We start from the raw sequence: 12,286 nt of genomic DNA, 5'->3' as shown, positions 1-12,286 counted from the left end.
CGATCTCATCCAATCGCAGTGATGGCCTTGACCACCAGGTCCCAGAATCCCTGGAAGTCCAGCTTGACAGCCACCTGGGTGTGGCAGTCTTCGGCAGAGGGCTCCGGGCCGCGCAGGTCGGCCACGGTCATCCCGCAAGTCAGATCCCCGCGCAGCTCCACATCAACCGGGCAACGACGGGTGCTCACAATAGAGGGGTCGATCAGATAGGCCACAGTGCAGGGATCATGCACCGGCGGATCCACGAAGTCCTGATTGTCCTGGTAGGACTTGCGGAAGAAGTCCATCAGCCCGCTGACGAAGTGGGCCAGATTGGTGCCGATGCCCTCGATGCGCTGCTGAACTTCCGGGGTACACAAGGCCTGATGGGTCAGATCCAGCCCTACCATGGTGACAGGCCAAGGCTCGTTGAAGACGATATGAGCGGCCTCGGGATCCACCTTGATGTTGAATTCAGCGACAGCGCTCCAATTGCCCACATGGCAGCCGCCGCCCATGAGCACAACCTCTTGGACGCGATCGACGATGCGGGGTTCCTTGCGGACAGCCATGGCGATGTTGGTCAGAGGTCCAGTGGGAACCAGAGTCACTGTGCCCGGCTCCTCGCGCATGATAGTCTCAATGATCCAATCGACTGCATGGCCAGGATCCAGGGGCCGGGTAGGTTCAGGCAGCTCGACGCCGTCCAGACCGGTCTGGCCATGGATGGAGGCGGCCACCTCCTGAGGACGCACCAACGGTCTATCGCATCCGGCATGGACCGGCACCTGGCGCGCATGAGCCTTTTCCAGCACAGCCCTCGCATTGTAGGTAACCTTGTCCAGACTCTGGTTGCCGCCAACCGTAGTCACTCCGATCAGATCGATCCGCGGATCGCCTACTGCCAGAAGGATAGCCACCGCATCGTCATGACCGGGATCACAGTCCAGGATGATCTTGCGCGTCGTCATATACTCGCCTGCACCTTTCTCATAAATATGCCCTGGGCCATAGCCCAAAACATAATACCGCTGATTGGCATTCAATCGATGCAGGCGCGTTAAGCTGGTCAGCCCCGGACCTGGGCGAACCCACCCACTGCCCAGGCCAGTCGATCCCGAAGCTCGGAATCCACTGCGAATAGCCCCAATCCGTGCACCCCTCGTTTGAGCAACACATTGAACTCATGCCGAAGATTGTCCACAGGATCCATATCCGGCTCCGACCGCTGATTAGTCGCCAATGTGTTGCAACTAAGCTTCGGTTCGAATTTGACCTTTCCATTCCTGTAGGTGACCGAGGGTCCGAGGATGACCCCCGCGTAGTTGAGGTCAAAACCCTGAATGGTGAATATGGAGCCCACCTCATTGATGGTGAAGGGCAACTCGGCCCATGCAATCCGATGATTTGCAGCAGAGTTTCCCTGAGCCTCATATAGTTCGTAATTCCAAGGCATTGCGAATTCGCCATCCCCGTCTTGACCGTCTTCGGCCCACACCCACTGGCCTGAGTCCTCTTGGCGTAATACAACCTGCCAGTGACGAGAGGAATCCTGTGGATCCGGGTGTTTCTTGCTGCTATAAGGCCAGTCATAGGTGGATAAGAGTCGGCAAAGGCCCAAAGAGCCCTTAACTCTTTGTTCCTGGTCCTTTTGACGAATGAACTTCCTCAAATCCTTTGGCGAATCAAAAACCTTGATCTCGTAAGGATGCTCCCAAGGATCCGGATGCAGTGGACCAATCACGCCATCCTTGGCTGTCATCCGATCCAACCATGCGCATGTTGCAGGGTCAGCCTGAATGCGCATCTGTCGACCCAAATGTACATGACTGACCTGGAAGGTATCCTCGCGTACATACTGACCATCCCGTGACTTTTCACGGATGAGCACGGGCCGGGAGAATGACTTGTCCTGTTCAGAACCCGTCAATCCCAGAAGCCGACTTTCCTGAGCATCGACGAACTGGGACCCACGCAACACTTGTTCCGGGTCGAAGACCACGATGGCTACTTTTGCCCGCCGCAAAATGTCGTAGAGCTGGTTGCTTCCGGAGTAGCTCTGCGATCCTTGTGTCAACAATAGGTGCGCCTCGTCAATCAGCACCACATCTGCCTGGGCGTCGACGCTATTCATGGGGTTCGCTGCCCTGCCTGTGGACCGGCCATTTCGATTGGTGTGCTTGCTGAACCGATTGATGAACTGGACAGCACCAACCACGCACTGGCCGCGTTTCTTTTGCAGTCCCAGCTTCAGAGCCATTTGGTTGTAGACATTAGCCTGTTCGGTCTGGTTGACAATGATGTAGGAACGCTGCCTGGCATTTGCCGAACGAGTATCGCCCTTTCCGCCCAAGTCACCATAGATGCCATAACTGGCACATATTTGATAAAAGAGATGGCTGAGCAAAACGGTCTTCCCTGTCCCTGACATGCCTTGAACGACAATAACTTGGGTATGGCCTTCATTGTTGATCTGAACCGGGCCTATCGATTCTGTCATCGAGTGGAAGCCCTCGTTACGGTTTTGAATAATGACCGACTCCAATACATGCAGAACAGCCTCTTCTGCTCGCCGTTGTTCGTCGGTGAGTTTGCGGAAAGGCGAAGCCTTAAACAGGGCAGAGTCCAGAATCGCCTTTTCTTCCGGGAACAGATCGGGCTCCATTTCATGCAGAGTCCGCCAAGCCTTGGAAAAGATGCTGTCGAATTCATCGCTGGTGTAATACCTGTCCTGAGCGTTAGTTCTACGGTTCATGACCAGCTTGACCGCGTCGACGCTCTGCATATACCCCATCAGCCGATTTTCCATATCCAGGGTCAGAGACTTATTAAAGTGGCGATCACCAATGATGTACTGGCAGACCCTGTCCTGATGATCGTGCATGAATCGCACTAAGCGTTCCCAATCCGTCCGAGTCCGTGGATCCAGCTCAATATGCTGCCTAGTTCGAGAACGGATGTCGTTGGTTTCTCCGACGTAAACCACATAAGGGGGCCCACCGCCTTGCTTTTTGCTGCTATCTCTTTCGTCGGCAGAGACGATATACACAGTGGGATAGCGTAGGAACAGCTCCTCAAGCAGCTTCCCCTCCAAATTACTGCCCTGACTGCCAACAGCTTTCGCCTGCTTGTACTCTGCAATGGCCTTGGAAAAATCCTCATCTCTATAATTGCCATAGGGCAGAGTCAACACCACAGGCTTCGGCGCACTTAACGAATCCATGGTTTTCACTATGTCACAAACCCACACCAATATGATGGCAGGATAGCCGGCTGATAGGCTCGAAATCATGATCAGCAAGGAAACAGAAACAGCAGTGATGGATTTTGTGCACGAGCGCGACTGGGATCAATTTCACACGCCCGCAAACCTAGCCAAATCCATCTGCATCGAAGCTGCCGAGCTCCTGGAATGCTATCAATGGGGGGATGATCCCAGGGACGGAGATGAAGGCCACGTGACCGACGAACTGGCTGACGTGCTCACCTATTGCATCCAGCTGGCGGATCGACTGGATCTGGACATGGACCGAATCATCATGGACAAACTGCAAAGGACGGCCGACAGATATCCGGTGGCCACTTCGCGCGGTTCCAGCCGAAAATACCGGCCCCTGCAGTAGGCGGATCGATTCAGCAAGTCTGCGTAGCCGGCGACCCCGATCGTCCGAGTCGCTCGACAATCAGAGCAGACAAATCATCCAAGGTTACTCCAACATAGCTATTCAAGGAAGCGAACTGGGGGCCTGATGAGGTGTCGACCGGGTTGGTGCCGGTATAGGCCACAGTAGTAGCTCCTGAGGCCACAGCCGAGGTGATGCCGGTCAGGGTATCCTCGAAAGCCAGGCAGAAGGCCATCAAATCAGGGCTGTTGATGCCCACCAGACTGGCCGCATGCAGATAGGGAGCAGGATCGGGCTTCTGCGCCAGCCCATCATCCCCGCAGACATAGTCGGCAAAAGCTCCCTCGGGTGCCTTAGCGACCACAGCCTGAGCCATGCGGCGTGGCGAAGTAGTGACCAGAATCGAGGGGATGCCGGCCTCAACCAGGTCTGTCAGGATGGCACGAACCCCTTCAATCCATGGCATGTGACGCTCCTCCATGGCGATTACTCCATCAATCAGCAGATCTGGGATCTGATCCTCAGGAAGGTCAAGACCACGCTCCCGCATCACCCTTGCCACTTTGGTCAGAGGCTTGCCGGAAACCTGCCACCCCATGTCGGCATTCCAGTCTCCTCCATGCTCACGCACTAGATCGACCTCCGCCTGATGCCAGTAAGGCTCTGAATCGATCAGGGTTCCGTCCATGTCCCAGAAGACTGCAAGCGGCCGGCTTCCCACAGCAGACCGGGCTTTATTATCCTTTTGATGCTCCATGTTCATGCATTCACCCTATCGGCATGGCTTGTCTTGAGAATGGCGCTGCTGCACATTACTTAGCATGAAGATCCGGCCATGGATCAGGCAGCAGCTCATCCAGACTCACATTGAGCACTTGAGCAACTGCCATTATGTTGATCAAACTGGGATTGGCTGGACTCCCGGGTCGCGACTGACCATGCTCCAACTGCTGATATGCGAACCGGGAAAGGTTGGCATTATAGGCGACGAACTCTTGACTGTAGCGCAAAGCCGTCCTTCTGCGTTGTATGTTCATGCCCATTATTACGGCGTATTCCGCCCATCCACTCGGTACTTGAGAATGTGCCACAGAGCCAAAATAGGTACAAGAAACAGGTTGTCATGCCTTACCGGTAATACTATATCAGTAAGGCATCACCGGTTATCTGACGGGGAACGATTACTGTGCTCTGTCTTGCACCAAACTAGGTCACTCGTAGGCGTTGCTGGTTTCAGCACCTACATACGCGATGAACAACGAGGATCATCAATGCAAGCAACAATCCTGGAAGACTACGCGAACAGCACAAAAAGGACGAATCTATGAAAAAAAAACCGCACTCATCCATAATTCAGCCATCGGCCTGACCATTTCCCTCATTCTCTGTCTGACGTGTGGACTTATGTCCAATCTGGCTCAAACCGATGGGGGGCACGTTACCAAGGAGACGCTGCAAATTGAATCGCCGTCAGGCCACCGATTGAGCATGGACATGCTCCAGCCGAAAACAGCTTCCCCCAAGCACCCGGCACCTGCCATTGTCTTTGCTCACGGCGGCAACACCAACAAGGAGAAAAGCGATGACTTCCAGATTGAGTGGGCCCGCAGAGGTTTCGTCGTGGTATCTTTCGACCTCTATGGCCATGGCGAATCTGAAATCCTCAATGACCAGGAATGGCTGGTGAACGGGCGCGGACTGTATGACACAGTGGAGTACCTCACCTCTCTCCCCTTTGTCGATGCTGATCGGATAGGGGTTTCAGGGCATTCAAGAGGCGGGAACACCATACACGAATCCATCCTGATCGATAACAAGCGCCGGCATCCACTGATCAAGACCGTGCTCTATGTCAGCCGAGACCCGGTCTATAGGGACAACGAGACGGCTGCTTTCGGATATGTGCCCGGCAAGACCAACGTCGTCGAAGCAGCCAGGAAGAACACCAACGGCAAGTATTTCAACTACTACCGTGAGCGCACCGTAGGAGTACTCGCCGGCAAATACGACGACTATTCTTTCAAGGAAAAAGATACGTCAACTGGCAAAATCAAGCCCAACCCACAGTACCTCAAATCAAATAACGCATGATCCTTCCTCAACTTCGGCATCACACCCACCGATCAGACCCCTGCAGGAATCAGCGGCCGGTGGTACCACAAGCAGATCAATGGCCATCAAGCTTCGCACATCATATACATGGAGAATGGGACGCATGGAACGGTGCTCTTCCTATCCCAACCCTGCACTGACGCTGTTCAATTCATGGTGCAGGCTTTCAACATGAAAACAGGCCTTGCCGACGGCGACCATATCTATCCTGTTAAAATGATCGGAGGGCTTCTTGGACTGATTGGCCTCATGCTCTTCATGGTCTATGGAACACTCTGTCTAGTCAGAACCAACCTCTTCAAAAAGGCCGGATCAGAGGAACCGGCACGCATGCGTCAAGCTGATGCCAATAAGGGAGGTTCAGTATGGCTTTGGGTCTGCCTGCTGTCAGCCACTGCCTTCTCAGTTACCAGTGCCTTGACATTGTTCGGGCTGAAAGTCGACAAGCATATCGGCAACTACTTTCGGCAAGGCATGCCCTTGTTCTACGGTGTTTGGGGCTGTCTGAATGCCGTATTCATGATTGGACTGACGATTCTGTGGTACCGCATGTATGCGCGAAGGAGGGGCATTAAAGTCTCGGATCTTGATCTGCCCATCAGTGGAGGAAGACTTTGGCAGACAATAAAGCTTGCACTGACAGTGAGTCTTCTGGCTATATTGCTGATCTTCACCTGCAAGTTCCTCTTCAACTCCGATTTCCGGTTCTGGTACTGGGCCGCCAGACCATTCACCGCCGACAAGATTCCTGAAATGCTCAAGCTACTGCCCTTCTTCCTTGTAGCCTACGGAACCACATCGGTCTTCATCAATAGCCTGAATTACTCCACCTCATTCGGGAGGAGCCCAGCAGCCAACATAGGTCTGCTGGCATTCTTCGACATGCTGCCGGCCCTGCTTATAGCAGTAACTGGATATGGGTATTTCTTCGCCACTGGAGTCAACGGTCTTTTTGGCAACAGCACACAGATACCGGACTGGATGCTGACACCCTTGGTTCCACTGGCCGTCATGCCTCTGGTGACCCGGGCGATCTACCGTCACACCAGAAATCCCTATCTGGGCGGCATCATTACCGCAATCATCGTCACGATAATGACCTGCATCAACTCGCAGATATCCTTCCCCGCCTGACAGGGAACCATTTAGCCCAAATCCTCCCCGTCCCTGTCCGGGAAAATCGACAAGGACGGGAAGATAGATTTAGCCGGCCGCCGGTTCACTCGGCGTTGCCGAAGACCTGGTTGCGCAATTCGTTGCGCTGGGTCTCGTACTGGGTGAGCTGACCAAGAAGGTTGAACTTCTCCTGACCGTCGGGCAACTGATTCATCCGGTGCCTGGCCGAAGCGATCAAACGCATGTAGGTGGCGTCCAACAGTCTTGCCAGCAGCTCGGAGGCGTACTGACGCTCCTCCGGGCTAGGCTGCTTCAGCTGGACATCCGTGTCCGCATCTTCGGAGCCCGCGCCCTGATCGTCCCCCTTATTGCCTTTCTCGGAACCTGGGCCTGAGCCTCGCTGCTTATCCTCCTGCTTATCCAAATTCAGCGGCAAGGGCATGACGGCTAGCTCATTGATGGCCGACTCCAGCATGGGCCCGCCCGCCTTGGTTAGATTATGCATCCACAGTCCCTGTGGCGTCTTCCTGTCGGGCAGTCCTCCGGCGGCCTGCACAGCCCGATAGAGCGAGCGGAAAATCGGAACCTCGAAACTGTCCGGACTGAGCTGGCCGAAGGCATCCGACCCGACCGCCCTGGGAATCTGAATGAGCACGCCCATGAACTGCTGCTCGCAGATGAAGACAGAATCATCGATGTGGTGGTAGCCCTGTCGAAGGGCATCCTCGCGCTGTATACTGCGGCGTCGCATGGCATCGTCACTGCCATGGCCCGCACGACCCTCCGATTCACCTGCACCACGGTGAGAAGTGCGGACCGCATAGGCATCCTGGTCCTTCACATGCAGCTTGCGACGTGCCCTGTTGACCTCCTGACGCAGCAGATCCAGATCCACGCCGATTCTTCTGGCGGTCTTGCGGGTATAGGCCCCCACCAGAGAGCGATCCCTGATCTGGGCCAGAATGGGCGCTACGGCCTTGACCGCCCCCATCTGCCCGGTGGTGTACTGGGTGTCGAACATGGCCACGGCAGTGTCGATGACAAAGTCGTACAGCGGTCGGGCATGCTCAACCAAGGATCGCACAGCCTCATCGCCGTACTGGATGCGCAGATCGCATGGATCCAGATTCTCCCGAGCCACCGCCACGAAGGTCTGCGTCAGAAAGCTCCCGTCAAGGCCGAAGGCATGCAGGGCGGCCTTCTGCCCGGCCGCATCCCCATCGAAGGTGAAGACCACTCGGGATCCCTGGACCGGCCCCACCAGCTGGATGGCCCCCAGGGCATCGTCGGAGATGAGCCGGCGGACGATCTTGGCATGGTCCTCGCCGAAGGCAGTGCCGCAGGTGGCTACAGCCGTATCGACGCCGGCAAGGTGGCAGGCCATGACGTCGGTGTAGCCTTCCACAATGACCACCTGCCGCTTTTTGACAATGGCGTCCTTGGCCAGATCGATGCCGTAGAGCACCTGGTTCTTGCGGTAGAGCTGGGTGTCCGGCGTGTTGATGTACTTGGCGCTGATGCCGTCGTCCTCGTAGAGCTTGCGAGCGCCGAAGCCCAAGGTGCGTCCCGTGGAATCCCTGATGGGCCAGGTGACCCTGCCCCGGAAGTAGTCGTAAACCCCACGTTGCCCCTGTCTGGCCAGCCCGGCGTCCAGCATTTCCTGCTGGGTGAAACCCTTGGTGGACAGATGGCGAACCAGGTTGTCCCATCCGCGTGGGGCGTACCCGCAGCCGAAGCGTGCGCTGTCAGCCTGGGAAAAGGTCCTGCCCGCCAAGAGCTTGCGCCCCGCCAGCGCCTCCTTGCTCATGATCTGCGAGACGAAGAAACGCTGAGCCTCCTCGTTGGCCTCCAGCAACCGGGAACGTTTGGACCCGCGACGCGTGTCCTGGCGGGAGTTTTCGTAATGCAGCTCGATCTGGTACTTGTCTGCCAGGATTTCGACGGCATCGCCGAACTCGACGTTCTCCTCCTGTTCCACGTAGGTGAAGACATCGCCGCCCAGGCCGCAGCCGAAGCAGTGCCAGACCCCCATGGAGGGACGCACTGAAAAGGAAGGGGACTTCTCGTCGTGGAAGGGGCACAAGCCCATGTAGGTGCCGGAACCGGAAGGCTTCAGGGTCACACTTTCAGATACGATCTCATACAGATCGGCCTTGGCCCTGACCTTCTCGATGTCTTCCTTCTTAATCATTCCGGACATGACATCCAGCCTACCGGCCCAGGGGGATGTGTCGCGCCTGGCATAAATGCCGCAGGCCTATGGGCAGACCAGGGAATGCAGGGCCAGCGCCGAACCGTCGGTCAGGGAGGCCACCTGGTCGATGGCCACCCGCAGACGCTCCGCATCCGAACCTGCCTGGCGCCAATCCTCCAGGAAGACATCCTCCAGGGCATCAGAAGGGGCTGGCGAATCGGCCATCATCACCTCAACCAGGTCGGTCACGATTTTCAGCTGCTCTGCGTGGAAGGGCTCCTTCTCGCGGGGAGCCATGACGAAGTAGACGGCAATCCCTTTCAAGGCCACAATCTCATAGGAGGTCCGGGAAGGAATGACCAGTCCCGCCGAGTACCTGGTCAGCGGACCATGGCCGTGGCGGCTTCGAGTGGCCGCCTCCACGGAGTCGGCAAAGCGGCCAATCAGATAGCTGGTGGTGTTCTTTAAAGTAGCCAGGGCCCGGCGTGAACCATCGAAGCCTGTCGGCAGCATGCCACGGACGGTCTCCAGGGCTCGGACCAACTGGTCGGCATCCCAGCGGTCGCCATACCAGGATTGGGCGGCCCGAACCACGCCATCGATGATTCGAGGCTCAGCCAGTCGTTCAGGTAGGAAGGAACCAACCACGATGGCATCCTCCACGTCGTGGACGCTGTAAGCGATGTCATCAGCCAGATCCATGACCTGGCATTCCATAGGCGTGCTGGCCCGCGGCGCCCCTTGCTTGAGCCAATGGAAGACCTCCTGATCGTCCGGATAGACGCAGAACTTGGCGGTCCTCTCCCCCTTAGGATGAGCCGAGGCCTCAGCCAGGGTCCAGGGGTATTTGACCGCAGCATCCAGAGCAGCCCTGGTCAGGTTAACCCCTGCTGAACGTCCGTCCGAGTGGAAGACCTTGGGCTCCAGTCTGGTCAGCAGACGGAGGGTCTGCGCATTGCCCTCAAATCCCCCTATATCCGAGGCCAGTGAGGACAGGGCACGTTCGCCGTTGTGGCCGAAGGGCGGATGACCCAGGTCATGGGCCAGACAGGCACAGTCCACCACGTCGGGGTCACAGCCCAGCATGGTCCCAATCTGCCGTCCGATCTGAGCCACCTCCAGGGTGTGGGTCAACCGCGTGCGGGCAAAGTCATCAGTGCCAGCGACCAGGATCTGCGTCTTGGCCCCCAACCGACGCAACGCCGAAGAATGGACCAGGCGCGCCCGATCACGTTCGAAGGGAGTCCTGCCGCTGGTCTTTGGAGGCTCTGGAGCCCACCGTTCCTGATCACGGGCGGAGTAGCCCTCGGCCAGCAGGCGGGATCCGCCCTCCTCGTCAGTGCCCATCAGGCGCGCCCGCTCAGTTCAGTCCAGATCGTCCACGACCACCACTTCAGTGGGCACATTGCCCGCCGTGGCCTTGGAATAGGGGCAAAGCTCCTGGGTGCGCTCCACCAGGCGGGTGGCCAGATCACGATCGACGCCGGGCAGGCAAACCTCGATCAGAGCCTTGATGCCAAAGGACTCGCCCTGGTCACCGAGGGAGATATGGGTGCGCACCCTGCTTTGGGCCAGCTTGGTGGCCGGCACGCGCAACTCCTTGCCGGCCAGTCCCATGGCTCCCTGGAAGCAGGCGCCCCAGCCGATGGCGAAGAGCTGCTCGGGGTTGGTGCCCTGGCCCTTGCCCCCCATGGCCTTGGGTGTGTCCAGGTCCAAGGAGAGATCGGGCTCGTGGCTGTCCGCATGGCCCTCACGGCCACCGGTGATGTCAGCTACAGCTGTGTACGATATATTGCTTGGTTCATTTCCTGTATATGTAGCCATAACCTCATCTCACCACTAATAATGCCCCTTGACAAGGCTCCAAGCCTATGTTCGACCTGTGATTGTGGTCTCAAAGTACAGATTCAGGGGCGATCAGGTGCAGGTCGGCAGGGTCGATCACCTCATGCACACCCAGATAGAGCCGCGGAATCCGGCTACGCAGGCAGGTGAAAATCTCATAGCTGATGGTGTCGGCGGCCCGGGCCCAGTCATCAGCGGTTGGCTCAGCCTGATCCTCCCCCCGACCTGGCCCGAAGAGAACAACGGTATCGCCCTCGTTCACTCCCAATTCGGAAGCCATGCCCCTGAGATCAAGAACGCACTGGTCCATACAGACCCTGCCAGCGACGCGAACCAACTTGGGTCCTTGACGAGTCATCAAACGGACGGGGCCGCCCAAGTGCTCCCGGCCCATAGCGCCCTCACGGTCGAAGCCCGAGGCAGACCGGTGAATTCCGTCGCCATATCCCAGAGGCAAGATGGCCGTGCTTGTCGGCTTCTCCGTCAAATAAGTGCGTCCGTAGGAGACGCCGTGGCCGGCCGGCATATCCTTGACGGTGCCCAGCTGAGCCTGGAGGGTCATTGCCGGGCGTAGGCCATAATCAGTCGAAACCCCCATGGAGGGATCCGGCTCGTATCCGTACAGGCCGATGCCAGGACGGGTCAGGTCATAACGTATCCCAGGACGGGTGAGTGTGGCGGCGGTGTTGGCCAGATGCCGGATTGCGGGCTTCATGCCGGCGGCCGCCATCCTGTCAGAGAACTCCTCAAAGAGGGCGATCTGCTCGCCAGTGGACGACACGAACTCGTCCACGGCAGGCATGTCGGCCACTGCCAGATGGCTGAAAAGCCCCACAGGCTCCAACAGACCCTGGGCGGCCAGGGTGGAGAGCTCGTGCAGGGCATCCCCGAAGGCTTCAGGAGTAAAGCCGTTGCGTCCGAAGCCGGTGTCCACCTTGATGTGGACACGGGCAGGCCTGCCAACCTGATCTGCAGCCTTAGCCACCATGTCCATGGTCTTCAGGGAACCGACGCCCAGGTCGATGGCAGCCTGAATCAGCTGACCGAAGGGGGCGCGGTCCCCGTTGAACATCCAGGACAGAATCCGGCAACGATCGGAGCCTATGCCTGCACGACGCAGACGCAGGGCCTCGCTGGGCTGGGCCGTGCCCAGCCAGGTGGCCCCGCCGGCCAAGGCCGCCAGGGCGGCGGGGATGAGCCCATGGCCGTAGGCATCGGCCTTGACCACGCCCATGACTGCAGCACCGGGGTTCGTGGAATGAACCAGTTTCACCAGGGTGACCATATTGGCCTTCAAGGTCCGCAAGTCCACGATGATCTGCCCAGGATAGGCCCGAAGAGCTTGCTCGTAATGTCTCTGGCCCTCGGGCCCGGAGAACCGCCATGCCGGTGCTGCATTCAAAGTCATGGCTCCATT

10 protein-coding genes are annotated in these 12,286 nt (G+C 57.7%); 3 read left to right on the top strand and 7 right to left on the bottom strand.

Features of this window, described 5'->3' with window-relative positions:
- Window positions 1-5: 5 nt before the first annotated feature.
- Together uriH and J3T95_RS00415 are read right to left on the bottom strand one after the other, a co-directional pair.
- Window positions 6-950 (bottom strand): uridine-preferring nucleoside hydrolase UriH, encoded by a 945-nt coding sequence (gene uriH / locus J3T95_RS00420; RefSeq protein WP_267450016.1) that lies wholly within the window; start codon window positions 948-950, stop codon window positions 6-8.
- A 98-nt stretch (window positions 951-1,048) separates the two neighbouring features.
- Window positions 1,049-3,202, bottom strand: a complete 2,154-nt coding sequence (locus tag J3T95_RS00415) for a DUF2075 domain-containing protein (RefSeq protein WP_267450015.1) — start codon at window positions 3,200-3,202, stop codon at window positions 1,049-1,051.
- Between the two features lie 67 nt (window positions 3,203-3,269).
- On the opposite strand from J3T95_RS00415, the gene J3T95_RS00410 reads away from it, so the two are divergent.
- Window positions 3,270-3,602: a nucleotide pyrophosphohydrolase gene (locus tag J3T95_RS00410; protein ID WP_198215887.1), complete on the top strand. Its 333-nt coding sequence runs from the start codon at window positions 3,270-3,272 to the stop codon at window positions 3,600-3,602.
- A 10-nt stretch (window positions 3,603-3,612) separates the two neighbouring features.
- On the opposite strand, the gene J3T95_RS00405 is transcribed toward J3T95_RS00410, so the two are convergent.
- The gene (locus J3T95_RS00405) at window positions 3,613-4,365 is read right to left on the bottom strand and encodes an HAD family hydrolase (RefSeq protein WP_267450014.1); all 753 of its coding nucleotides are present in this window, start codon (window positions 4,363-4,365) and stop codon (window positions 3,613-3,615) included.
- A gap of 488 nt (window positions 4,366-4,853) precedes the next feature.
- Between J3T95_RS00405 and J3T95_RS00395 the strand changes: the two genes are divergently transcribed.
- Both J3T95_RS00395 and J3T95_RS00390 read left to right on the top strand, forming a co-directional pair.
- The gene (locus tag J3T95_RS00395; RefSeq protein ID WP_267450013.1) at window positions 4,854-5,693 is read left to right on the top strand and encodes an alpha/beta hydrolase; all 840 of its coding nucleotides are present in this window, start codon (window positions 4,854-4,856) and stop codon (window positions 5,691-5,693) included.
- Between the two features lie 192 nt (window positions 5,694-5,885).
- Window positions 5,886-6,848 (top strand): hypothetical protein, encoded by a 963-nt coding sequence (locus J3T95_RS00390; RefSeq protein WP_267450012.1) that lies wholly within the window; start codon window positions 5,886-5,888, stop codon window positions 6,846-6,848.
- Between the two features lie 85 nt (window positions 6,849-6,933).
- On the opposite strand, the gene dnaG is transcribed toward J3T95_RS00390, so the two are convergent.
- From dnaG to alr, 4 genes are all read right to left on the bottom strand, one after another.
- Window positions 6,934-9,030 carry a DNA primase gene (gene dnaG, locus J3T95_RS00385; RefSeq protein ID WP_267450011.1) on the bottom strand — a complete coding sequence of 699 codons (2,097 nt, stop codon included), beginning with the start codon at window positions 9,028-9,030 and terminating at the stop codon, window positions 6,934-6,936.
- Window positions 9,031-9,087: 57 nt separating this feature from the next.
- Entirely contained in the window at window positions 9,088-10,371 is a 1,284-nt protein-coding gene (locus J3T95_RS00380; RefSeq protein ID WP_267450010.1) for a deoxyguanosinetriphosphate triphosphohydrolase, read from the bottom strand.
- A gap of 18 nt (window positions 10,372-10,389) precedes the next feature.
- A complete protein-coding gene (locus J3T95_RS00375) occupies window positions 10,390-10,848 on the bottom strand; it encodes an Ohr family peroxiredoxin (RefSeq protein ID WP_267450009.1) in 459 nt (152 codons plus the stop codon).
- 70 nt (window positions 10,849-10,918) lie between these two features.
- Window positions 10,919-12,277 carry an alanine racemase gene (gene alr / locus J3T95_RS00370; RefSeq protein WP_267450008.1) on the bottom strand — a complete coding sequence of 453 codons (1,359 nt, stop codon included), beginning with the start codon at window positions 12,275-12,277 and terminating at the stop codon, window positions 10,919-10,921.
- Window positions 12,278-12,286: the final 9 nt, after the last annotated feature.

It is taken from the genome of Bifidobacterium sp. B4079 (assembly GCF_026537385.1).
Taxonomy (GTDB): Bacteria; Actinomycetota; Actinomycetes; order Actinomycetales; family Bifidobacteriaceae; genus Bombiscardovia; species Bombiscardovia asteroides_I.
The sequence above is the reverse complement of the archived record's forward strand: the minus strand, read 5'-3'. Positions and strand labels throughout refer to the sequence as shown.

Bases quoted from the DNA above. Each gene is read 5' to 3' on its own strand.
- uriH (WP_267450016.1), bottom strand. From the start codon at position 950: ATGACGACGCGCAAGATCATCCTGGACTGTGATCCCGGTCATGACGAT.
- J3T95_RS00415 (WP_267450015.1), bottom strand. From the start codon at position 3,202: ATGGATTCGTTAAGTGCGCCGAAGCCTGTGGTGTTGACTCTGCCCTAT.
- J3T95_RS00410 (WP_198215887.1), top strand. From the start codon at position 3,270: ATGATCAGCAAGGAAACAGAAACAGCAGTGATGGATTTTGTGCACGAG.
- J3T95_RS00405 (WP_267450014.1), bottom strand. From the start codon at position 4,365: ATGAACATGGAGCATCAAAAGGATAATAAAGCCCGGTCTGCTGTGGGA.
- J3T95_RS00395 (WP_267450013.1), top strand. From the start codon at position 4,854: ATGAACAACGAGGATCATCAATGCAAGCAACAATCCTGGAAGACTACG.
- J3T95_RS00390 (WP_267450012.1), top strand. From the start codon at position 5,886: ATGAAAACAGGCCTTGCCGACGGCGACCATATCTATCCTGTTAAAATG.
- dnaG (WP_267450011.1), bottom strand. From the start codon at position 9,030: ATGTCCGGAATGATTAAGAAGGAAGACATCGAGAAGGTCAGGGCCAAG.
- J3T95_RS00380 (WP_267450010.1), bottom strand. From the start codon at position 10,371: ATGGGCACTGACGAGGAGGGCGGATCCCGCCTGCTGGCCGAGGGCTAC.
- J3T95_RS00375 (WP_267450009.1), bottom strand. From the start codon at position 10,848: ATGGCTACATATACAGGAAATGAACCAAGCAATATATCGTACACAGCT.
- alr (WP_267450008.1), bottom strand. From the start codon at position 12,277: ATGACTTTGAATGCAGCACCGGCATGGCGGTTCTCCGGGCCCGAGGGC.